Annotated in this window: 27 protein-coding genes and 4 pseudogenes; 22 read left to right on the forward strand and 9 right to left on the reverse strand. The window is 28.5% G+C overall.

Annotation, left to right across the window (positions count from 1 at the left end):
- Positions 1-113: 113 nt before the first annotated feature.
- From DJ007_RS08380 to DJ007_RS08390, 4 genes and pseudogenes are all read left to right on the forward strand, one after another.
- Positions 114-371 (forward strand): annotated as a pseudogene (locus tag DJ007_RS08380) (SPASM domain-containing protein); the annotation flags it as partial.
- A gap of 25 nt (positions 372-396) precedes the next feature.
- Positions 397-672 (forward strand): PqqD family peptide modification chaperone, encoded by a 276-nt coding sequence (locus DJ007_RS08385; RefSeq protein ID WP_165974082.1) that lies wholly within the window; start codon positions 397-399, stop codon positions 670-672.
- Between the two features lie 355 nt (positions 673-1,027).
- Positions 1,028-1,150: a hypothetical protein gene (locus DJ007_RS19185; protein WP_276318716.1), complete on the forward strand. Its 123-nt coding sequence runs from the start codon at positions 1,028-1,030 to the stop codon at positions 1,148-1,150.
- Entirely contained in the window at positions 1,147-1,470 is a 324-nt protein-coding gene (locus DJ007_RS08390; protein WP_129409196.1) for a hypothetical protein, read from the forward strand. The genes DJ007_RS19185 and DJ007_RS08390 overlap by 4 nt, the downstream gene beginning before the upstream one ends.
- A 454-nt stretch (positions 1,471-1,924) precedes the next feature.
- On the opposite strand, the pseudogene DJ007_RS08395 reads toward DJ007_RS08390, so the two are convergent.
- From DJ007_RS08395 to nth, 9 genes and pseudogenes are all read right to left on the reverse strand, one after another.
- Positions 1,925-3,015, reverse strand: a pseudogene (locus tag DJ007_RS08395) (4Fe-4S binding protein).
- Between the two features lie 10 nt (positions 3,016-3,025).
- A complete protein-coding gene (locus DJ007_RS15895) occupies positions 3,026-3,652 on the reverse strand; it encodes an amidohydrolase family protein (RefSeq protein ID WP_206076268.1) in 627 nt (208 codons plus the stop codon).
- Positions 3,625-3,771, reverse strand: coding sequence for a hypothetical protein (locus DJ007_RS15900; RefSeq protein WP_206076243.1), 147 nt, complete (start codon positions 3,769-3,771; stop codon positions 3,625-3,627). The genes DJ007_RS15895 and DJ007_RS15900 overlap by 28 nt, the downstream gene beginning before the upstream one ends.
- A gap of 47 nt (positions 3,772-3,818) precedes the next feature.
- Positions 3,819-4,100, reverse strand: coding sequence for a hypothetical protein (locus tag DJ007_RS15905; protein ID WP_206076244.1), 282 nt, complete (start codon positions 4,098-4,100; stop codon positions 3,819-3,821).
- A complete protein-coding gene (locus DJ007_RS15910; protein WP_206076245.1) occupies positions 4,097-4,312 on the reverse strand; it encodes a hypothetical protein in 216 nt (71 codons plus the stop codon). The genes DJ007_RS15905 and DJ007_RS15910 overlap by 4 nt, the downstream gene beginning before the upstream one ends.
- The gene (locus DJ007_RS08405; protein ID WP_129409197.1) at positions 4,306-5,625 is read right to left on the reverse strand and encodes a dihydroorotase; all 1,320 of its coding nucleotides are present in this window, start codon (positions 5,623-5,625) and stop codon (positions 4,306-4,308) included. The genes DJ007_RS15910 and DJ007_RS08405 overlap by 7 nt, the downstream gene beginning before the upstream one ends.
- 14 nt (positions 5,626-5,639) lie before the next feature.
- Positions 5,640-6,633, reverse strand: a pseudogene (locus DJ007_RS08410) (ornithine carbamoyltransferase).
- Between the two features lie 24 nt (positions 6,634-6,657).
- Positions 6,658-7,799, reverse strand: a pseudogene (locus DJ007_RS08415) (YgeY family selenium metabolism-linked hydrolase).
- A 261-nt stretch (positions 7,800-8,060) separates the two neighbouring features.
- Positions 8,061-8,708, reverse strand: coding sequence for an endonuclease III (gene nth, locus DJ007_RS08420; protein ID WP_129409198.1), 648 nt, complete (start codon positions 8,706-8,708; stop codon positions 8,061-8,063).
- A 76-nt stretch (positions 8,709-8,784) separates the two neighbouring features.
- Here nth and DJ007_RS08425 point away from each other — a divergent pair, with 76 nt between their 5' ends.
- From DJ007_RS08425 to DJ007_RS15925, 18 genes are all read left to right on the forward strand, one after another.
- On the forward strand, positions 8,785-9,516 hold the full coding sequence (locus DJ007_RS08425; protein WP_129409199.1) for a tetratricopeptide repeat protein: 732 nt from the start codon (positions 8,785-8,787) through the stop codon (positions 9,514-9,516).
- Positions 9,486-11,246 carry a glycosyltransferase gene (locus tag DJ007_RS08430; RefSeq protein ID WP_129409200.1) on the forward strand — a complete coding sequence of 587 codons (1,761 nt, stop codon included), beginning with the start codon at positions 9,486-9,488 and terminating at the stop codon, positions 11,244-11,246. The genes DJ007_RS08425 and DJ007_RS08430 overlap by 31 nt, the downstream gene beginning before the upstream one ends.
- A complete protein-coding gene (locus DJ007_RS14750) occupies positions 11,192-11,404 on the forward strand; it encodes a hypothetical protein (protein WP_165974083.1) in 213 nt (70 codons plus the stop codon). The genes DJ007_RS08430 and DJ007_RS14750 overlap by 55 nt, the downstream gene beginning before the upstream one ends.
- Entirely contained in the window at positions 11,401-12,171 is a 771-nt protein-coding gene (gene rfbF / locus DJ007_RS08435) for a glucose-1-phosphate cytidylyltransferase (RefSeq protein WP_129409201.1), read from the forward strand. Before DJ007_RS14750 ends, rfbF begins: the two co-directional genes overlap by 4 nt.
- A gap of 12 nt (positions 12,172-12,183) precedes the next feature.
- Positions 12,184-13,701, forward strand: a complete 1,518-nt coding sequence (locus DJ007_RS08440; RefSeq protein WP_129409202.1) for an N-acetylneuraminate synthase family protein — start codon at positions 12,184-12,186, stop codon at positions 13,699-13,701.
- A 608-nt stretch (positions 13,702-14,309) separates the two neighbouring features.
- Positions 14,310-14,843: an FkbM family methyltransferase gene (locus tag DJ007_RS08445; RefSeq protein ID WP_165974084.1), complete on the forward strand. Its 534-nt coding sequence runs from the start codon at positions 14,310-14,312 to the stop codon at positions 14,841-14,843.
- A gap of 4 nt (positions 14,844-14,847) precedes the next feature.
- On the forward strand, positions 14,848-15,102 hold the full coding sequence (locus tag DJ007_RS08450; protein WP_129409204.1) for a nucleoside-diphosphate sugar epimerase/dehydratase: 255 nt from the start codon (positions 14,848-14,850) through the stop codon (positions 15,100-15,102).
- Positions 15,102-16,118 carry a radical SAM protein gene (locus tag DJ007_RS08455; RefSeq protein ID WP_129409205.1) on the forward strand — a complete coding sequence of 339 codons (1,017 nt, stop codon included), beginning with the start codon at positions 15,102-15,104 and terminating at the stop codon, positions 16,116-16,118. Before DJ007_RS08450 ends, DJ007_RS08455 begins: the two co-directional genes overlap by 1 nt.
- Positions 16,111-17,274 carry an iron-containing alcohol dehydrogenase gene (locus tag DJ007_RS08460; RefSeq protein ID WP_129409206.1) on the forward strand — a complete coding sequence of 388 codons (1,164 nt, stop codon included), beginning with the start codon at positions 16,111-16,113 and terminating at the stop codon, positions 17,272-17,274. Before DJ007_RS08455 ends, DJ007_RS08460 begins: the two co-directional genes overlap by 8 nt.
- A 14-nt stretch (positions 17,275-17,288) precedes the next feature.
- On the forward strand, positions 17,289-18,611 hold the full coding sequence (locus DJ007_RS08465; RefSeq protein WP_129409207.1) for a radical SAM protein: 1,323 nt from the start codon (positions 17,289-17,291) through the stop codon (positions 18,609-18,611).
- Entirely contained in the window at positions 18,604-18,897 is a 294-nt protein-coding gene (locus DJ007_RS08470) for a hypothetical protein (protein ID WP_129409208.1), read from the forward strand. Before DJ007_RS08465 ends, DJ007_RS08470 begins: the two co-directional genes overlap by 8 nt.
- A 2-nt stretch (positions 18,898-18,899) precedes the next feature.
- Positions 18,900-19,730, forward strand: a complete 831-nt coding sequence (locus DJ007_RS08475) for a methyltransferase domain-containing protein (protein WP_276318726.1) — start codon at positions 18,900-18,902, stop codon at positions 19,728-19,730.
- 32 nt (positions 19,731-19,762) lie between these two features.
- The gene (locus DJ007_RS08480; protein ID WP_129409210.1) at positions 19,763-20,893 is read left to right on the forward strand and encodes a radical SAM/SPASM domain-containing protein; all 1,131 of its coding nucleotides are present in this window, start codon (positions 19,763-19,765) and stop codon (positions 20,891-20,893) included.
- A gap of 3 nt (positions 20,894-20,896) precedes the next feature.
- Positions 20,897-21,415: an NAD-dependent epimerase/dehydratase family protein gene (locus DJ007_RS08485; RefSeq protein ID WP_129409211.1), complete on the forward strand. Its 519-nt coding sequence runs from the start codon at positions 20,897-20,899 to the stop codon at positions 21,413-21,415.
- A gap of 23 nt (positions 21,416-21,438) precedes the next feature.
- A complete protein-coding gene (locus tag DJ007_RS20200) occupies positions 21,439-21,672 on the forward strand; it encodes a hypothetical protein (protein WP_368359675.1) in 234 nt (77 codons plus the stop codon).
- 23 nt (positions 21,673-21,695) lie between these two features.
- Positions 21,696-21,935 carry an NAD-dependent epimerase/dehydratase family protein gene (locus DJ007_RS08495; protein WP_129409212.1) on the forward strand — a complete coding sequence of 80 codons (240 nt, stop codon included), beginning with the start codon at positions 21,696-21,698 and terminating at the stop codon, positions 21,933-21,935.
- Between the two features lie 4 nt (positions 21,936-21,939).
- On the forward strand, positions 21,940-22,857 hold the full coding sequence (locus tag DJ007_RS15920) for a thiamine pyrophosphate-binding protein (protein ID WP_206076248.1): 918 nt from the start codon (positions 21,940-21,942) through the stop codon (positions 22,855-22,857).
- Positions 22,858-22,888: 31 nt separating this feature from the next.
- The gene (locus tag DJ007_RS15925) at positions 22,889-23,716 is read left to right on the forward strand and encodes a thiamine pyrophosphate-dependent enzyme (protein WP_206076249.1); all 828 of its coding nucleotides are present in this window, start codon (positions 22,889-22,891) and stop codon (positions 23,714-23,716) included.
- Positions 23,717-23,722 lie beyond the last annotated feature (6 nt).

The raw sequence follows: 23,722 nt of genomic DNA on the forward strand, positions 1-23,722 counted from the left end.
ATAGCGGTTCCATGGGGAAATGAAATAATAAAAAAATTTAATAAAAATAGTAATTTAGTTTGTCCTGCAGGGAAGACGGCTTTAGAAATAGATAACTACGGAATGTTTTCCCATGTCCATATTTGTATAAAACAGAATTTTATACAGGTAATATTTTTCTTGAAAATTTATTAGATATTTGGAATTCCAAAAAATGGGAGATATTTAGAAAATTAGAATGGTCAAATAACAATGAATGTAAAAAATGCGAATTTTATAATAATTGTAAAGGTGGTTGTATTGCGGCAGCATATATAAATAATAGAAATTATGATCCAAGATGCAATAAAATGAAAGTTAATAATAATTATTACTATATAGAGAATAATTAAAAATATTTCTTTGAAGGGTGAAAAAGTGTATATAATAAACAAAAATATATATTATAGATATGAATCAGAAATAGATGATGGAATAATATATATATATAATTATGAATCTAAAGAAATTATTAAGTCAAATTATATAACATATTTAATATTACAGGCTATTGATGAAAATAAAGATGAAGATGAAATTATTAAAAAGTTAAAAAAAGAATATAACGATTATACTTGGACAGAAATCAAAAACTATTTTGATACAATTATTAAATATCTTTTAGAAAATAATATTATAAGAGTATATGTATAACTTCAGGTTGTTCTTAAGATATTGGAGAAGAAATATGTTTTTTGAATAATTCCGCTTTTTAGAATTTTGTTGATAATAATAGAGTCAAAGTCAGGATAATAAAACAAGCCATAGCAAATACTGTGGCTGTTTTTATACACATGGACTGTTCGATACTTTTTATATATATCCTATATCTGAAATTAGTTTATTTTACATGCCAAGAAAAGCTCATCATTGAATTTTTAAAAATGTGAAAAAATTTAAAGATTTTATTCTATTTATTTTATATAAATGGAATCAGATATTTTTCAAAAGATATTGAATTTAAGAAATTACTATATAATTTAAAGTAATTTTACAGGGAGGTGGCTTTATGGGTATTAGAATGGATGCTATTTATGAAGGAAATGTTAGTGGTTATGGACAGGTTAATCACAGGAGCACCAATTTCTGGTGCAATATCCACAAATGTAGCATCATGGGTGAAATAAAATGAGCAAAAGAAATCAATATGGATTATTAAAATCTATTCTTGTTGTAATATCATGGGCAACACTTATAAAATTTTTAGATTCAAAATTTTTAAAAAATTTGATATCTATAAAGGAACTTATAGGAGTTACTATATTATTTATTGCTACATTAATTATAATGTTTGATTTGAAAGAGAAATATTCTATAGAGAATAAATTATTGGGAAAACGTTTAATTATATTATTTATTATATATAACATTTATATACTATGGGGTTCATTTAATTTACTAATTCCAGTTGTAACGGTATCCATTTTAGCATTTTTTGAAAAGATCAAATAACATATTATTTTTAATCCTTAAAAAAAATAATAATGAGCAATTGGAGTTGATGTTGTAAAATGGTAAAAAAAATAATTATTGCATTAGCGATGGGAGCTTATCCTTATATATTTTTATTATTATCCAATATGTCACATAATTTTATTATGCGACAAAAAAGTATACAAAATTACTTAATATCTTCTATATTATTAGTTTTTTCTTATATTCTATATTCTTTAATAAAAAGTAAAAATACTCAACAAAATAAAAAGATAGATTTTTCTTATTTTATTATTTTTTTCAGCATTACATATTTTCTTATCTGGAAACATTTTATAGTGGTGTTCATTTTTATTACTGAACTAATAAGGCTATTTATAAAACACAAAAATTCTCATTAGGAATTATAGAGAATAAATTACCAATGAAACAGTAATCTAAAAAAAACGGCTGCTCTGTTAGCAGCCGTTTTTTATATTACACCACTAATAGCTTTTACAGGACACCTACTCTGACACAAACTACATCCAAAACATTTATCTTCATCTACTATTACCTGTTTATTTTCCTTATCCACTGTAATAGCCCAATATGGACATACCATTTCACAAAGCTTACAGAAAGTACATTTATTAAGATCTATTTGTGGATATTTTGGTTCAAATACTACTTCTTTTTTCTTTAAACCTGTCTTTTTAACCTCATCTATACTATTAAATCCATATTTTTCAAGAGCTTTTGGAAGTTGATCAACTATTGTTTTATATAATTGTTTCCCTCTAATTAGTGCTGCTGATAGCATTTGAACTGCATCGGCTCCTGCTAATAAATATTCTATAACATCATCGGCTGAGGCTATTCCACCAACTCCAATAACTGTAATTTCTGGAACCGCTTCTTTTATTGTATTTACCAATGCTAATCCAAGATTCTTTATAACAGGACCTGAAATCCATACCTGGCCTTTATCATTACCAATTAAATTGGTTCTGTTTTCTATATCTATTAACATAGTTGGTCCTAAAGAATTAATAGCTACAACACCTGTTCCACCATTTTTTAAAACCATTCTTGCAAATTCTACTGGATCAGGAATATGCGGACTCATTTTCATAAAGATTGGTTTGTCTGTATTTGCCCTTATAGTTCTTACTGTTTCTGCAATAGTATCTAAATTCTTTCCTACATAATGTGTTGAGATTTCGAATGCATCTGCAAATTTATCCAATTGAGGAATCAAAATTTCCATATCTTCTTTTGTATACCCTGCGCTAACAATTAATGGTATATCAAGTTCTTTTTTTAGATTTGGTAATATTTCATTTATCCATTTTTCTGGTGGCAATTCAGACCATAATTCTGCATTAACTATATAATTATTTGTACCATATATACATGGCCTTGGAACTTCTGCAGCCTTTGTAGAAATGGTTTTTGTAACCATTCCACCAACACCTAATCTTGCTATATATAACATCTTTTCATCATCACCAACAAGCGGTCCGATGCTGGCATTAAAGGATTTTTCAACTTTATTCCTGCAAATTTTGTACTTAAATCCATACTTTCCCCCTCAAAGTCTATCCCACAATTTAGCAGCAACCTTTTTTGCTTCATTATAAATTCTTTCAACTTCAAATTCTACTTTTCGGTCTTTCATTAAAAACTTACCATCAACAATGGTATCTATTACATCTAACTTATCCCAGATACCAAAAAACACATGTCCAAAAATATTACTTTCACTTAATGGCGTAAATGGAATGTAGTTATATGAAATCATATCGGCTTTATACCCTTCTTTTATCCTTCCAATTTTTATATTTAATAAATCTCCGGCAAGATAATATACATTATCAATATTATTTTTTAAATCATCAAAGTTAAAAAATGTTGGATCTTTATATCTATATTTTTGAGTAAAATAGAGATTTAAATATTCCCTTGTTATATTAAAACCAAGACCATCATTACCTATTATTGTTTTTATTCCTTTTTCCTTTAATAATTTATAATTTGGCAATCCCACTGCGTTATTCATATTTGATGTTGGATTTAACGCTACAAATATATCATGTTCTGATATAATATTTGCTTCTTCTTCATCTATATGAACACAGTGAGAAAGAATAGAGTTTTTTGTTAATAAATCAAACTCTTTTAATCTCTCAACTACTCTTTTCCATAATTTTTTATAGATTCTTCCTCATCTTCCAGGCTCTCTGCTATATGTATATGTATAGGTGCTCCATTTAAATTTTCTGATACTTTCTTCAATGTATCATCGGATAATGAAAGGGATGCATGAAGCCCAAACATCCCAGCATACTTTTCAGAACGTTCTTTTAAAAATTCAACATTTTCTTCTATACATTCATTAACATTAAATCTGTCACTGGTTTCAAAACAGAATATCCCCTTAAACCTATTTCATCACATGTTCCTTTTTTTAATTCATCTAATGTTCCTCTTATAGCTGTTCCACTGGCATGGTGATCTATAAATGTTGTAATTCCATTTTTAATGAATTCAATACCACTAACAAGACCACTATAATACGTCGTTTCTAAGTCTATCTTTGAATCCATTCTCCACCATAATTGTTTTAATATATCTGAAAAGGATTCAGGATTGAATTCAACGCTCATTCCCGAGCAAAAGTAGAATATATATGTGTGTGACCATTAACAAAACCCGGCATAACCAATTTCCCTTTAAAATCAATAATCTCTTCATTATTTCTTTTTTTAAAATCATCCATACTTCCTACTTCAAGGATTTTATCATCAAACCTTATATATTGATTTTCTTTGTAATTTTCATAATCAAAGATATTACAATTTATTATGGTTTTTACCATATTATTTCTCCCCTTTTAATATATGAACCTTTAACCCTTTTGTTTAGAACTCCATCTTTTACAATAAACTTCCCTCTTGATATTGTCGAAATAATCTTTCCTTTCACTCTGAAATCCTTATACGGTATATAATCTGATTTTGAATGATGTTCTTTTATTATCCATTCTTTCTCTGGATCAAATACAACAAGATCGGCATCATATGTTGGCAATATTTCTCCTTTATTTTTTAATCCATAATACTTAGCAACATTTTTTGTAAATTTGTCTATTATCTTTTTTCCAAACATTGAATACATTAATACAAATGAAAATTCAACTCCACCTATACCCATAGGCATACCATTCACTATATCTTTTTTCTTTTCTTCTACATTAAAAGGACAATGATCTGTTCCTATTGTGTTTATATAATTTATGTTTTCTATGAGCAACTCTTTTTCTTTCTTACTCCTCAATGGTGGAGTCATTGTATATAAGTAACCTTTTTCTGTATTATATATATCTTCAGTAAAATAAAAATAATGTGGGCAGCTTTCAATAACGAGATTTTTCCCCAGAATATGATTAAACTTTTTCTTTAACTCATCTAATGTTTTCCCACTGGTAAGATGCACTATATATAATTGTGCATTATAATACTCTGCCATTTCTGCTAATTTTATTACTTCTGATAATTCAGTAATAGTTGGTCTATACTTTGAATGGTCTTTAACCTTAATTTCCTCATTTTCATATTTTTTTATAATCTCATCATTTTCTGCATGAACAGATATTACTATTCCATAATGCTTTGATTTTTCCAACAATTCTGCTATATATCCATCATATGTTCTTCTATTTGAAGAAGAATATGTGGTAAATAATTTAATACTTGATAATCCCAATTGTCTTGCTTTTTTTAATATTTTTTCTGGTTCATCTGTTGGATTTGCTATTGTAGCATGAAAAGCATAATCTGTTAAACTACTCTTAGCAAGATTTAATCTATCTTCAAAAGCCCTTTCTAATTCTTCTGCTGTTCTTACAGGATCTAAAAAATCTATATATGATGTAATTCCACCGTATGCAGCAGAAATAGACCCTGAATAAAAATCATCAGCAGAAATATAATTTCCTAAATCAAGGTGAAAATGTACATGTGGATCTATAAAACCGGGAAGTAAATACTTCCCGGAAATATCATAATATTTTTTAGCTTCCAGTCGCGATCTGCTAATATCACAAATCTTTCCGCTTTTTATATAAACATTAGCTTTTAAAAACTTCCCTGATATATATACCGCACCATTTAATATTCCAAGATCAAACATAAAATCACACCTTATTATCTTCCACCCATTAATAATGTCATAACTGCTTTTGCTGTATGCAATCTATTTTCTGCTTCATCAAATATTATTGAGTGTGGTCCATCAATAACAGAATCCACAACTTCCTTTCCTCTATCTGCAGGTAAAGCATGCATATAAACAGAATCTGGTCTTGTTAATTTCATTTTTTCTTCATCACAAATCCAGTCTTTATGTTTTGCGGTTTCTGCTTTAATTTCCTCAGGATCATCAGAAACAAAGAAGCCGCCCCAGTTTTTAGGAATAACAACATGCGCATCAACAAATGCATCTTCCATTTTATGTGAAATATTCAATTTTCCACCATATTTTTCTGCATTTTCCTGAGCTTGTTTAACGATATCTGGCATTAAATCAAATTTTTCAGGATATGCAAGGGTTACATCCATACCCAATCTTGTAAATAATAATATTTGTGATTGTGGAACGGATAATGGTTTTAAATGACTTTCTGCATATGCCCAACTAATACCAACCTTTAATCCTTTTAAATTCTTTCCAAATCTTTCCTGTATTGTCATAACATCAGCTAATACCTGGAATGGATGATAAACATCATCCTGCAAATTCATAACAGGAACCTGTGAAACAGAAGCCATTCCTCTTAAGTATTTATTTCCCTTTCCAAATTCACATGCTCTAACTGCAATTCCATGCCCATTCTTGCTAAAACTCTTGCCGTATCTTCTGGGTTTCGCCATGAGATAATTGCATAGTGCTTGGATTTAAGAAATTAGCATGACCTCCAAGTTGAGCTATACCTGCTTCCATTGAATTTCTTGTTCTTGTTGATTGATCAAAAAATATTAAGAATAATGTTTTATATAATAAATATGGTGTTGGAACGTTAGAAGCCATTTTGATTTTTAAGTCTCTTGCTAAATCTAACATCATTTCTATTTCTTCATTTGTAAAGTCCTGTGTTGTTATAAAATGTCTACTTTTTTCTGTTTTAAAGAATGCTGACATACCTATCTCCCCTTATTTAAAATATTATTTAAGTTTTTCTACTAATGTTTTTGGAAAATTAGCATAAAATGCTGCTGCCTTTACCAGATGTTCTATTTTTACTTTTTCATTAGGTGCATGTGCATATTTCTCATCACCAGGGCCAAAACCTACCGTAGGAATACCATATACACCTGCTGTTGCTATACCATTAGTACTGAATGTCCATTTATCAATTAATGGTTCATTACCAAATGTTTTAATATATGTTTTTTTAGCTGCTTGAACAACATCTGAATCTTCTTCAACTACCCATGTTGGGAAATATTTTTCAACAGGATATTCAATACCGGTATATGCAGGTTTTGAATATGTTAACTCAACAATTTCTGCATCTATGCCTGTTTTTTTGAATATTTCTCTTATTTCTTCAAATGCACTTTCTTTTGTTTCTCCTGCTGTTAATCTTCTATCAATATGAATTACACATTCATCTGGAACTGCGTTATGCGAAGGTGATTTAAAGAATATTTGCGAAACAACTATTGTTCCTTTGCCTAAAAATGGATCATAATGTAAATTCTCATTTAACTTTTCTATTTCATTTATAATCTTTGCCATTTTATATATCGCATTATCTCCTCGTTCAGGAGCACTGGCATGAGCAGATAATCCCACTGTTTTTATTCTGAATTCTATTCTTCCTCTATGCCCTCTATATACATTTAAACTTGTTGGCTCAGTTATAACTACAAAATCTGGTTTTAATTTATCTTCTTCTACTATATATCTCCAACATAATCCATCACAGTCTTCTTCCATAACAGTACCTGTTACATAAACAGTAAAATCATCAAGAAGATTTAATTCTTTTAATATTTTCATACCATATACCATGGAACACATACCTGCTTTCTGATCCGATGCACCTCTTCCATATACCCATTCTTCATCCCAATCACCACTAAATGGGTCTTTATCCATAGGTCTGGATTTCCTACTTCAACAGTATCAATATGAGCATCCATGGCAATAATATGTTTTCCATTGCCTATTCTTCCAAGAACATTTCCCAGACCATCTATTTTCACTTCATCAAACCCTACTTTTTCCATTTCTTCCTTGATTACCTGGATAACTTCTTTTTCCTGACCGGAATAACTCTGTGCTTTTATTAATTTGCTCATAAACTTTACAATATCTTCTCGATATTTTTCTGCTAATTCTAATGTTGTCAATCCTATCCCTCCCTATTCAAACTTTATAAAATTATATAACTTTTACTTTAAAATTAAAAACCCTTACAACTTTCGTTAACACTATTTTAGCAATTAGAATTTCAAATAATGCCAAATATCTCTTTTATTTATAAGATTTCTTATTAATTTTACTTTGAATTTTATAAATAATCAGATATATAAAAAACTGGTCAGATTATCTGACCAGTTTTATACTTTTGTATTTTTATAATAATCACAATATTCCTTAATAGGACATTCTTCACATTTTGGATTTCTTGCTTTACAGGTATTTCTACCATGAAAAATCAACCAATGATGTGCCTTACCCCACATTTCTTTAGGTATAACTTTCATCAAATCCTCTTCTGTCTCTTTTACATCTTTACTATTTGCTAAACCAATTCTATTTGAAACTCTAAAAACATGCGTATCAACTGCAATAGCATCTTCACCAAATGCTACACTCAAGATCACATTCGCTGTTTTTCTTCCTACCCCTGGTAATTTCATTAATTCTTCCCTTGTTTTTGGGATATTTCCATTATACTCTTCTACCAATATTTTACAGGTCTTTATTATATTTTTACTCTTTGTTTTATACAAACCCACACCCTTTATGTATTTTTCTAATTCTTCAGGCGTAATATCAGCAAAATCCTTCGGTGTTTTAAATTTTTCAAATAAAATAGGTGTTACCTTATTAACCTGGTTATCCGTGGTTTGTGCAGAAAGCATTACAGCTATTAATAATTCAAAATTATTATTGTATTTTAATACCGTTTGTGGGTTCGGATATGATTTTGATAGAATATCCAATATTTCTTTTACTTCTTTTTTCGATTTTAATTTTTTCATTTTTTTAGCTCCTTTAAATATTATGATATAATAAAAGTAACAATGTTAATAAAATTTATATTAAAGGGGTTTTTTTATGAAACTTATTAATTCCGCTATAAAATTAATAGAAAAGGGTGAATATGATAAAGCAGAAGAACTATTATTAAAAGCACAGGATAATAGCAAAAAATATAACCTTCTTGGGTTAATACAATTTAATAAAAATAACTTTGAAGAAACCGAAAAACTTTTTAAAAAGTCCCTCAAATTAAACCCTATTGATGATGATACGCTCTTTAATTATGGATATTTATTAAACCTGAAAAATAATTATTTAGATGCATGGCGATATTTAATGCGTATTCATCAAAAAGACTGGGCTGTTTATGATATTCTTGGTGATATTGAAACAAATAATAGAAGCAAATCACTTGGATTAAAATATTATACCATAGCTTCTTCTCTTGCTCCTAACCCTTCTATGTCTGAAAAATTAGAAATGGCTAAAAAAACATTTTATAAAAATATAAAAATAGCCTTTTTATGCTTACCTTCATTAGAAACGTTTATAAAACCTATATATGAAAATTTATCATATATCTATGATACCAGATTAATTATCTCAAATAACGGTGAAGAATTAAAAAAAGCCGCAGAATGGGCGGATATTATATGGCTTGAATGGGGCAATGAAGTTGCAAATTTTGTAACCAATAATGTTGATTTGAAAAATAAAAAGGTCATATGTAGAATACACGGTTATGAGGTATTCACCGATATTCCAAAACAAATTAAATGGATGTTGTTGATCATGTTTTCTTTGTAGCAGAACATAAAAAAGAATTATTTTATAAAAGATTTGGAAATATAATTGACTCCAAAAAAGTAAGCATATTGAGAAATGGAATTGATTTAAATAAATTCAATTATTATCCTAAAAAAACACATGGCAAAAATCTTGTTATAATAGGCAATATTAATTATAGAAAAGGATTTGAGATATTATTAATGACCTTTAATGAATTAATAAAAAAAGATGCAGACTATAAGCTTTATGTTCGTGGAAAATTTCAGGATTTAAGGTATAAAATGGCTATTGAAACTATGATAAAGGAAATGAATCTGGAAAAACATATTACCTTTGTTCCACGTGTTGAAAACCTTGGAAAATGGTTAAAGGATATGGACTTTATTCTGTCTACTTCCATAGAAGAGTCTTTTCATTATACTGTTGGTGAAGCGATGGCAATAGGTTTAAAACCAATTATTCACGCATGGAAAGAAAGTCGAAAAATATGGCCTGAAGAAAATATTTTTAATGATGTTGAGGGATTTTTAAATTTAGTTTTAAATAGCGAATATCACTCTGAAAAATATAGAAGATTTATAGAAGATAATTATCCTGTTGAAAAGCAAATGGCACAAATAGAAAATATACTTGAAATTCTGGAAAAAGATATAAAAAAAGAAAATTATATTTTTGAGGAAAAGAAAATATTGAGATTTTCTTTTTCAAGTTCATCTGAAAAGAAATATATATGGTATGTTATGAATGAATTTGCAAGATTTCAATATGGTGGTGGAGAAAGAGTTATAGCCTCTTTTTCAAGAGAAGCGAAAAAATATGGATATAAGCTTATCTTTATTTCCAATAATTATTCAAAAAAATCACTTGATATTATGAAAGATCTTGATTTTAAAGGAGAAATATTAATTATAAATACACCTCTTTCAGAATATCCGGAAGATGTAAGAAAAATTAGGAATTTTGAGAAAGAATTAAACGATATAAAAAAGATATTCCCACCAGATCTTGTAATAGGTCATCCTGTTACAACGAGTATATGGCTCGAAAAAATACGAAATAAATTAAATTTAAACATCAAACATTATTTAACCACTATAGTAAACTTTTTCATTGGAAATACCGATAAAAATATTGAATTTTATAAAGGAAATATTGATAATATTTTATTCATTGATGCTCTCACAAAAGAATATCTGGAATTAAGATTAGGAATTAAAAACTATAAGCCAGATAATTATTATCATTATGTTGGGGTTCCTTATTTTAGTATAAACAAATTAAAAAATATAAAATTGAATAATAATTTTGATAATAACATAAGGATAATAGCCTATCCTCGTCTTGTATATACAAAATCCTTTGTTTTAAATGCTGTTGAAGATATGGCTAAACTATTAAATAACGGATATAAATTTTATGTAAATATCGTTGGCAAAGGTGGATTTAGTAATATAATCAAGGAAATTATTAAATTTCACAGAGTGGAAAAATATATGAAATTAATACCAATGGAAAAAATAGATTTTAGATTTGTTTCTATTCATGATTTAGCAATCAATACCGGAGTTTCTGCAAGCGAAACATCCTATCTCGGTATTCCAACAATTTTTGCAGATACCACGCCATGGTTTAATTTTATAAATGGATATACTGGGTATATAAATCCAAGGGTATTCTTGGAAAAGATTTTAAATTGGAAGACCCTACTTTTGATTTTTATAAATATAATACATATTTTGATATTATAAAAAATATTCTTGATAATGATAATCCAAAGAAATATTTGCAAAATATTGGAAAAGAACTAAAAGAATATACAATTAAGGCTCTTAATTTCTACGATGAAAAAGAAGTATTTAAAAGTATATTAAAACATTCAAATCTATTGAAAGGGGAATTGTTATGAAGGTCGTTATTCTTGCAGGTGGTTACGGTACCCGTTTAGAAGAAGAAACCACGAGAATTCCAAAACCAATGATTCAGATAGGAAGAAAACCCATTTTATGGCATATTATGAAAATTTATTCTTATTATGGATATAATGATTTTATAATCTGTCTTGGTTATAAAGGATACATTATAAAAGAATACTTTATGAACTATCATAAACACATGAGTGACATGACCATTGATCTTTCCAACGGAAATATTGAAATACATAATTCTTATACTGAAAATTGGAAAGTTACACTTGTAGATACTGGGCTCGACACAATGACAGGTGGAAGAATTAAAAAAGTAAGAAAATACATCGGTAATGAAACCTTTATGCTTACATATGGTGATGGTGTTGGTGATGTAAATATTAAAAAGCTAGTGGAATTTCACCGTAGTCACGGAAGATTGGCTACTATAACTGTCACTCAACCTATTGGAAGATTTGGCGTTTTAGATATTGAAGAGAATAATGTGGTAAAGTCCTTTATAGAAAAACCAAAAAGCGATAAATCAAAAATAAATGCAGGTTTTTTTGTTCTTGAACCAGAAGTTATTGATTATATAGACGATGAATATACTGCATGGGAAAATGGTCCTCTTGAAAGATTAGCTAAAGAAAAAAATCTAATGGCATATCAACACGAAGGTTTCTGGAAACCTATGGACACATTAAGAGATAAGCATGAACTGGAAAATCTATGGAATTTCGGAAAAGCTCCATGGAAAATATGGTAAGGAGGCTATAATATGCTTTTTGAAAAACCGTTATTTGTTTTTGAAATGGCTAATAATCATCAGGGTAGTGTGGAACATGGAAAAAGAATTATTCTTGAAATGAAAAAAGTTATAAAAGAATTTGAAGATATTTTTGACTTTGCATTTAAGTTTCAATATAGAGATTTAGATACATTTATTCATCCAGACCATAAAGATGATTTTTCTTATAAATATATAAAACGATTTACAGAAACACGTCTTTCTGAAGAAGAATTCCTTGAATTGAAGAAAACCGTTGAAGATAATGGTTTTATATCAATGTGTACTCCTTTTGACGAAAAATCCGTTGAAAGGATTATAGATCATAATTACGATATTATAAAAATTGCCAGTGCTTCATTTACGGATTGGCCATTACTGGAAAAAATTGCACAATATGATAAGCCAATAATAGCATCAACTGCCGGGGCTTCATTAAACGATATAAAAAATGTTGTTTATTTTTTCAAGCATCGAAATAAAAAGATAAACATTATGCATTGTGTTGCCGCTTATCCTACACCTAAAGATAAACTGGAACTAAATCAGATTGACCTATTAAAAAATGAGTTTCCTGAGATCAATGTGGGATTTTCCACTCATGAAAACCCTGATAATTTTGATGCAATAAAGATGGCAATTGCTAAAGGTGCATGGATATTTGAAAAACATGTCGGTGTGGAAACAGAAAATATAAAATTAAACGCCTATTCGGCCAGGCCAGACCAGGTTTATAAATGGTTACTATCTGCTAAAGATGCGTTTATTATGAATGGTGTAAAGGGAGAAAGATATAAATTTCCAAAAGCAGAACTTGAAGCATTACATAATCTAAGACGGGGAATTTATGCAATAAGAAATATAAAAAAAGGGGAAAATATTACATTAAATGATGTATTTTTTGCAATTCCTCGAAAGGAAGAACAATATGCTGCAAATGATATGTCAAAATACAAAAATTTTGTTGCAACTGAAGATATAAAGAGAAATGCCCCTGTAACAAAAAACAATGTAGAGATAAAAGATCTATATCCAGAGATAAAAAAATATGTAAAATCCATACTTGACATTGTGAAAAAAAGTAATGTTGTAATACCTGAAAATAGTTTATGCGAACTTTCTCATCACTATGGTATAGATAAATTCAATGAATATGGAGCAACCATAATTGAAATAATTAATAGAGAATATTGCAAAAAGATAATAATATTATTGCCAGGTCAAAAACACCCTACACATCATCATAAACAAAAAGAAGAAACATTTAATGTTTTATATGGTGATTTCACAATAAAAATAGATAATGACGAAAAAACGTATAAACCTGGAGATGTTATTGTCGTAGAAAGAAATAAAAAACATTCTTTTTATAGTAAGAATGGAGCAGTTATTGAAGAGATCTCCACAACACATTATAAGGATGATTCCTTTTACGATGATGAAAAAATCCAGAATAACAAGCATAGAAAAACAAGAATATATTTAACAGAAGATATATTATCTTATTAATGGTGATATGATGTATAAGAAAGAGCTAGAAAAACTCTTTATAAAAGAAAATATACCCAATAATAAGAAATACGCTTTTCATGAAATCATAAAAAATAAAAATTAATTCTATATGGATGTGGAAGTGGATGTATAACCTTTTTTACTATCGTTATAAATAGATATAAAAATATAAAAGTTGATAGGATTATAGATATAAATCCTTCAAAAAAAGAATACAATAATATTCCTGTAATTATTCCAGAAGAATTATATATAGATAATCCAGATAATTATGTAGTTATTATTACTGTCGGAAAAGAAGAATACTATAAGGATATATTCAATACATTAAAAAATTTAAAATTAAATAATATAATTCTTGCAAATGATATTTATGAATATCATTTGCATTTTGCAAGCTATGAAATAGAAAAAAGTGGTTTTGATTTTTATCTAAAAAATAAAGAAAAAATATTAAAAGTATTCGACTATCTAGAAGACGATTTGAGTAAAGAAATATATATAAAATACCTTAAAACACATATATATAAAATCCACAAAAATTACCCTATGACACTGTTGAAAATCAATATTTCCCTCACGATATAAAATTAAATTATAACCGATTGGTAAATTGTGGTGCTTATACAGGTGATACTATAAAACAATTAAATCAAAAAGTTGGCAAGGTGAAATCTATCGCCTGTTTTGAACCGGATAAGAATAATTATTCAAATTTAATTAATTATCTCCATGCTAATAAGGAAAATATAGCAGAATATATAATAACCTTTCCATGTGGTGTGTATTCTAAAAATGAAATACGTTATTTCTCTGAAGGAGATAATACAAATAGCCGTATAAGTGAAAATGGAAATACCGCTATACAGGTAATAAAACTCGATGATGCTTTATTAAATTATAAACCAACACTTATACAAATGGATATAGAAGGGTCTGAATTAGAAGCCTTACATGGTGCGGAAAAAATCATCAAAGAAAATTATCCTGATCTTGCAATATGCGTTTATCATTCTCCAGAACATATATGGGAAATACCTTTATTTATAAAATCATTAAACAAAAACTATCAATTATATTTAAGAAATTATACAGGATATATCAGTGAAACAGTATTATACGCTGTAAAAGGAGATTAATTTTATGTTTAAACCATTACAAACAAATAAAGGGTTAGACATTAATTCATTAATAAAAATAGTAAAAAATAAAGATATATATATATGGGGAACCGGACAACTTGGAAGAGCTTTAAAACGCATGTTAGAAAAAAATAATATAGAAGTTTCTGGCTTTTGTGATTCCAATAAAAATATGAGTAATAAAATAATCGATAATTCAAAAGTATATTTTATTGAAGATATAATAAAAAAAGTACAGAAAAAAAGGCTTTTTTAATGCTTGCCGCTGCACAGCATAGACATGAAATGGAAAAAGTGTGTATAGATAACAATCTAACCAAAAATGATGATTTTATTCCCTATATAAAATTGCAGAGACCTGAAGCAGTGGTTGAAATATCGGGTAATTGCAATTTAAATTGCGATTTTTGCCCTCAAGGTAATTTAAAAGTAAAAAAAGGCTTTATGCGTTTTAATACCTATAAAAAGGTTTTATCAAAATTAATTTCAGATATCCCAAATCTATTTAATGTCCAACTCTCTTTATGGGGCGAACCTTTATTAAATCCAGAAATTGATAAAATCATTATCTTATCAGAAAAATATGTTCCTGTATCTATACAAACTAATCTACAATATACAGAAAATATAGAAAAATTAATTAAAGCCAACCCAACACAGATAATAATTTCCGTTAGCGGATTTGAAGAAAATTATCCGAAATATTATGGAAATGCTTCATGGGCTATCTTTAAAAATAACATTGAACTTTTATATAAGCTAATAAATATTTATAAACCTAAAACACAAATCTCATTCTTATTTCACTTATACAGGGATAATAGAAATGATTTAGAAAAAATAAAAGAATACCTAAAAAGATATAACTTTAAAGTATCCCCATCATGGGCATATTTAAATCCTTATAATCATCTGCTTTATTATCTTGAATATAATATAATAAACCATAAAATCAAAAGTGTTCTGGATAGTCTGGCATGGGATTTTGAAAAAATAATCCCAATTATAAAAAGTGAAATCGGAAAACCATGTTTATGTCAAAGATTATTTCCAATAATAAACTGGGATTTATCTGTATTTCAATGTCATTTATATTATAATAAGATACATAATAATTATCTTGATATTTCATATAATAAATTATTAGAATTAAGACATAATCAACAAATTTGCAAAAAATGTCAGAAATATGGATTGCACAGATTAGATATCGATATTTTACTAAGAAAATATTCAGAAGAAATAATACTCAGGAGGTTAGATAATGAATAATTTTATATTCCAAAATCCAACAAAGATAATATTCGGGAAGGATACAATTGAAAAAATTGGAGAAGAGTTAAAGAAAAACAATATGAAAAAAATATTAATCCATTATGGTGGAGGGTCAATAAAGAAAAATGGTGTCTATGATAGAGTAATATCATCATTAAAAGAAAATGATATAGATTTTGTGGAAGTTTCTGGAGTAAAGCCTAATCCAAGACTTTCAAAAGTGTTGGAAGGTATAGCAGTGGCAAAGAAAAACGATATAGACGGTATTCTCGCTATTGGTGGTGGAAGTGTTATTGATTCTGCAAAAGCTATTGCAGGCGGTTTTTATTATGAAGATGATATCTGGAATGCCTTTGCTACAAAAAATAGATTCAAAAAGGCTTTACCATTATTTGTAATTCTAACGCTTTCCGCAACAGGATCTGAAATGAATGGAAATGCAGTAATAACAAATGAAAAAACAAAACAAAAATGGACTACTTCAGGCCTTGTATTATATCCTAAAGTAACGATTATTGATCCCACGGTACAATTTTCATTACCTGAAAAACAAACTATAAATGGTGCCGTCGACACAATAAGTCATGCAATGGAATATTACTTTGATGGCACAGAAAATAATGAAATACAATTGCAATTAGCGGAAGGCATAATAAGAACAGTAATAAATAGCACTGAAATACTTCTCAAAGATCCTGAAAACTATGAAGCCAGAGCAAACCTTGCATGGAGTGCTACTTTAGCATTAAACGGACTTCTTTCAACTGGAACAAAAGGAGGAGACTGGGCAAGCCATGAACTTGAACATTCTCTTTCTGCGCTTTTTGATGTTGCTCATGGAGAGGGATTGGCTATTATATTCCCGGCATGGTTAAAATATAATTATAATCAACATATAGAAAGATTTGATAGATTTGCATTAAAGATATTCAATATAGATACTGGTAATCATGCAATTGATGCTAAACTTGGTATAGAAGCTTTAATAGAATGGTATAAAAAAATTGGACAGCCTACAACCTTAAGTGAAATAGGTGTTACCGAAAAGGATATAGAAAATCTCGTAAAAAATGCAACACAAAAAGAATATATTGGAAGATTAAAACGATTAACCGAAGAAGATGTAAGAAGTATATATAAACTAGCCTTATAGATTGGGGGAAAATCATGTCAGAGTATCGTTCAAAGGTTCACGTAAATTATCACATATATACAGTTAAAGATGCAAAGGAAATGTTTAAAGATAGAGACCTTTATATCTGGGGTGCGGGACAAAAAGGTAGAGGTTTTTTAAAGGCTTTACAAAGAAATGGTTTTAAAATTAAAGCTTTTCTGGATAGTTCTCCTTTGCTTATTGGTACAACATACGAAAATATACCTATACTAAATCCAATGGATATTCTGGAAAATAAAAAGTTATTAAATAATGCATTTATACTTACCGCCAGTGTTGATAAAAAAAATAAAGAAATGTTTAAAATCTGTGAAAATTATGGCTTAAAAAAAGGTAAGGATTTCATAAACATTCAAAAGTTTACTCCATATTATCCGGTAATAGAAATTTCCGGAATATGTAATCTAAGATGTATTAGTTGCCCACGCGGAGATTTCAGAAATAGATTTAAAAAAAGCGGATTTATGAGTGTTGATGATTATAAAAAAGTAATAGAAAAATTAATAAAAGAAATGCCTTTTTTATACCTTGTTGATTTATATGTATGGGGAGACCCTCTATTACATCCTGAATTGGATAAAATAATAACAATTAACAATGAATATGGTATCGCCAGCGGAATTTCAACAAATTTGAATTATGGAAAATATCTTGAAAACATAATAAAAGCCAGACCACCCCAAATAAGAGTCTCTGTCTCTGGATATGGGCCAGAACATTATGAAATAACCCATACTGGAGGAAAATGGGAAACTTTTTATAACAACCTTTTGAAATTACATAAATATATAGAAGAATATAAAACAAATACAATAGTAGAAGTATATTTTCATGTAAATAAAATAAATATTGATGAATACTATAAAGTGAAAGAGCTATGTGATAGACTTGGATTTAGACTAAATTCAACTATATCAATGGTATTTCCTGATTATGCATTAGAATATGTTGAAACAGGAAAATTGCCAGAAAATGCAAAAAAAGGTGCAGAGTTAATGCTTGTATCGCTTGATGAAATGTTAGAAGATGCACGGCAAGAAAAGGAAAAAGACTGTCTTTTAAAAAGAATAGTTCCTGTAATAAATTGGGATTTATCTGTAATGCCATGTTGTAATTACATTTATAGAAATTTGGCAGATAACTATCTTGAGATATCCTTTGAAGAAATCCTTAAAGCAAGAGAAGAACATCCCTTATGTAAAACATGTCAAAAACATGCTTTACATAGATATTTCAACCCATTATATTATACAGAATTAGTAGAAAAAAAGATAAAAGAGCATATAAAAATAACAAAAGGTGAGAATAATGCATAAATGTCGAATTTGTGGAAGCAATACTATACCTTTATTAAAGATGCCAAATATGCCTTCTCGTTCTCAATTTTTCCCTACAGAAGAAACACTTAATCTGGATAAACCAACTACTTTAAATATAGTTCAATGTAGTGCATGCGGGCTCATTCAACTTAATAATGAGCCCGTTTCATACTATAAAGAGGTAATTAGAGCTACCTCCGTTTCAAAGGAAATGAGAAAATTTAGAATACATCAATTAAAAAAATTCATTGAAAAATACAGATTATCCAGAAAAAAGGGATAGAAATAGGCTGTGGAAACTGTGACTATTTGAATATATTAAATGAATTGGATATTGAAGCATATGGAATAGAATTTTCAGAAGAAAATATAAAAATATGCAAAGAAAAGAATTTAAAAGTTTTTAAAGGTTTTATAGAAAATGGAAATTATAAAATACCAGAAAATCCTTATGATATTTTTTTCATTTTTAACTATCTTGAACATATACCACAACCCACTACCTTTTTAAAAGGCATATGGAATAATCTCACAGAAAATGGAATGGGAATAGTGGAAGTCCCAAATTTTAATATGATTTTAAAAGAAAAGATGTTATCTGAATTCACTATCGATCATCTTTCATACTTTACAAAAGAAACATTAAAACTCACATTAAATTTAAGTGGGTTTGAGGTGCTTGAAATAAATGAAATCTGGAACGATTATATATTATCTGCCGTTGTAAAAAAAAGAAAGTTAATTGATATAGAAGATTTTAAAAACTTTGAAAACACTTTAAAAAAGAATATTTTTAATTTTATACAAAAAAATAACGATTTTGCAATCTGGGGTGCGGGACATCAATCCTTAGCTGTTATTGCCATGACTGATTTATATAAAAAATGTAAATTTATTATAGATTCTGCATCATTTAAACAAAACAAATATACTCCTGCTACACATATAAAAATAGTTTCACCTGAATATTTAAGGAAACATCCTGTTAAGTCGATATTAATTATTGCAGGGAGTTATTCGGATGAAATTGCTCAAATATTAAATAGAGATTTCCCAGAAATAAAAGTTTATATATTAAAACAAAATCAGGTGTATCACTGGCACAATTCGAAATAATTTCCTGATTATTAACCACTGGAGGTGCATTTATGGATAAAAAAATTGATTATAAGGTTCAGGAAACGGAAAGCTTAAAAAGAAATATTTTAAAAGAAACAAAACCATATGTATATGAAAAAATAATGAAATTCGAAGAGAAAGTAAAAAGAGGAGAAAGTATCGCCATAATACAATTTCAATATAATTACGCATGTAATTTTGATTGTGTTCATTGTGGTATTTCTCAGTTAAGAAAACCGGGAGCACGTAGTTTTACCCCAAAAGACGTTGAAGAACTTGCAAGGCAGGCAGATGAAATGGGACTCGCACATTTTGTAATTACCGGCGGTGAACCTCTTGTTTTTCCTGATTTAGATGATGTTATAAGAGCTATAGATCCGCAAAAATTTTACATCTCTCTTGACACAAATGGATGGTTTTTTGATGAAGAAAAAGCTTTCCATTTAAAAGAAATGGGCGTTGATAAAATTCAATTGAGTTTAGATAGTCTCGACGCAAAAGAGCATGACGAATTTAGAAGAAAAAAAGGGTCTCATGAAAGAGCTCTACGAGCTATAGATGCAGCAAAAAAAGCAGGGTTAAATATCATAGTTCAAACTGTCGTTACAAAACAAAGAGTTCATTCTGAAGAATTCGAAAACTTTTTAAAATTCTTAAATGCAAAGGATGTTGGCGTATTCGTCACCTATGCTAAACCTGTTGGAAATTGGGAAGGAAATTATGATGTATTAGTTACAAAAGAAGATATGGACTATGTAAGACAATTAGAAAAAAAATATAATGTATTTACACATTTAACTCCTGGTTATGGCCTTGATCTTGGGTGTATAGCTGTAAAAAGAATGATCTCCGTTACTCAATATGGTGATGTAATGCCATGCCCTTACATTCATACTTCTTTAGGAAATGTTTTTGAAGAACCGTTAAAGGATATTATAGAAAGAGGTTTAAACATAAAATGGTTTGGTAAATATGTTGATACCTGTCTTATTGCCGAAGATAAGCATTTTATTGAAGAATATGATTCAAAAAGAATTTATGGTAATAAACCTTTACCTGTACCATGGTTTAAAGTATTTGATGAAAATGATTATATAAAAAATGAGAAAGAATTAAAAGCAGAAAAAACAAAAAATGGTTATCTACGATGGAGGAAATAATTTATGAATAAACTCCCTTTATTAGAAGACCTTAAATTCATAATAAAAAAACTAAAAGATGATATATATAAATTAAAAAATGAAAATATATTTATTACTGGCGGTACTGGTTTTTTTGGCAAATGGTTTCTTGAAACATTATTATACGCTAATGAACAATTAAATCTTAATATACATATTGGTGTATTATCCAGAAATCCAGAAACCTTTAAAGAAAAATATCCATATTTCATCAATAAAAATATTACTTTTTATAAAGGAGATATAAGAGATTTCAGGTTTCCAAAAGAAAATTTTTCTTATATTATTCATGGCGCAAGTGCTTCTGCAGAAGGCTGGTTCCGTGGAGAAAGTCAAATATCCAGATTGAGCATAATAACTGACGGCACAAAAAGAATTCTGGATTTTGCTAAAGAACAAAAAGTTAAAAAATTTTTATACATGAGTTCCGGAAAGGTTTATGGAACTCATCCTCTTTTTTATGATAAAATCCCGAAGAATACTGCGGAAATTTATGTTTAAACGATCCCAACGCCGCACTTTCTATTGGAAAAAAAAGCGCGGAATTTTTAACCCTGCAATATTCCAAAGAATACCATTTTGATGTTGCTATAGCAAGAGGTTTTGCTTTTGTTGGACCTTATTTACAATTAAATCTTCATTATGCAATAGGTAATTTTATAAAAAATGCCATAAACAACGAACCTATTGTTATAAAAAGCGATGGTTCCCTATACGATCTTATCTATATGCTGGAGATGCTATTATATGGTTTTTAAAAATACTATTAAACTCAAAAAACATGAGTATATATAACGTTGGTTCAGAAAAACCTTATACAATAAAGGAAATTGCTGAGATTATTTCTCATTCAATTCCTACAAATGTCCCGGTAATAATAAAAGGACAGAAAAATGAGAATAAAATAGATAAATATATACCTTCCGTTGAGAAAATAAAATCAGAACTTAATGTGGATGAATATACTGATATATATACCGCAATAAAGAAAACTATTAGATTTTATAAGGAAAGAGGTTGATAAAATGAAAAAATTATCAGACTATGTATTTGATTTTATTGCAGACCTTGGTATAAAACATGTCTTTATGCTCCCAGGTGGAGGATGTATGCATCTTGTTGATTCCCTTGGTAGAAATAAGAGGTTAAAATATATAACAAACTTAAATGAACAGGCCGTATCTATAAGCGTTGAATCCTATGCAGAAGCTAATAATAATATTGCAGTAGGATTGGTTACAACTGGACCAGGTGGAACAAATGCAATTACTGGTGTAGCTGCAGGCTGGGTAGATTCCATTCCAATGTTAATAATATCCGGCCAGGTAAAAAGAGCTGATATGATCAAAGATTCTGGCGTAAGACAAAAAGGATTTCAAGAAATAGATATTATTTCCATTGTAAAACCTATTACAAAATATGCCGTTACCGTAATGAATCCAGAAGAAATTCGTTATCACCTTGAAAAAGCTGTTTATCTTGCAAAAAATAATCGTCCAGGACCTGTGTGGATAGATATACCTCTTGACGTTCAAGCAGCTATGATAGATGAAAAGAATCTAAAAGGATTCATTCCAGATAAAGAAAAAAAGATTGATAATAAACTTGAAGAAAAGGTTGATAAAGTTATTGATATGATAAAAAAATCTCAAAGACCAGTAATTTTAGCAGGTAATGGTATAAGACTTGGAAATGCTGAAATTTTATTTCAAAAAGCAATTAGAAAATTAAATATACCTGTATTATTGACATGGAAAGTTATTGATTTTTTAGATGAAAATGATCCTTTAAATTTCGGAAGACCTGGAGCTATTGCTTCAAGATATGCTAATTTTATTCAGCAAAAATCAGATCTATTTATTTCAATAGGGCAAGATTGGACACAGGCCAAACTGCATATAATCATAAAAATTTTGCTCCAAATGCTAAAAAATAATAGTTGATATTGATATAAATGAGATTAATAAATTGGATATGGATATAGAATTAAAAATACAGGCAAATGCTTATGATTTCTTAGAAATATTAAATAAAAAAATACAAAATATGCATTTTGAAAAAAAAGAAGAATGGCTTAACTTTTGTTCGTATTTAAAAAATAAATACCCTATTATATTAGAAGAATATTATAAAGAAAAGGATTATGTTAATCCATATGTTTTAATTGATGTTTTATCAAAAAAATTAACGGAAAATGATGCTATTATTCCAGGTAGTTCTGGTGTGTGTAGCGAAATAACTATGCAATCTTTCAAGATAAAAAAAGGGCAAAGAGTTTATAATAATGAAGGTTTTGGTTCCATGGGATTTGGATTACCTGCTTCCATAGCAGGAGCAATTGCTTTAAATAGAAGAACTGTATGTATAACAGGTGATGGTGGAATTCAAATGAATATCCAGGAACTGGAAACATTAAGAAGATTAAACTTAAACCTTAAATGTTTTGTACTTGATAATAATGGATATGGTTCTATTGTTAATACTCAAAATAATTATTTCAATGGCAATTATGTTGGTAGTAATGAAGAGAGCGGTTTAACATTACCTTCCATGGAAAAATTGGCAAACGCTTATGACCTAAAATTTTATGAATTAAAAACCAATGATGATTTAATTAAAAAAATTGACGAAATATTGGAATATAATGGACCTGTAATATGTAATGTAAAAATCCCTCAAACATTTACAACCATGCCAAGAACAAAATCAAAAGTAGAGAATGATAAAATTATTACCCTACCAATGGAAGATTTATGGCCATATTTAAATAGAGAAGAATTCAATAAAATAATGGAATTTTAAGGAGGA

It is taken from the genome of Marinitoga lauensis, from assembly GCF_004135675.1.
Lineage (GTDB): Bacteria > Thermotogota > Thermotogae > Petrotogales > Petrotogaceae > Marinitoga > Marinitoga lauensis.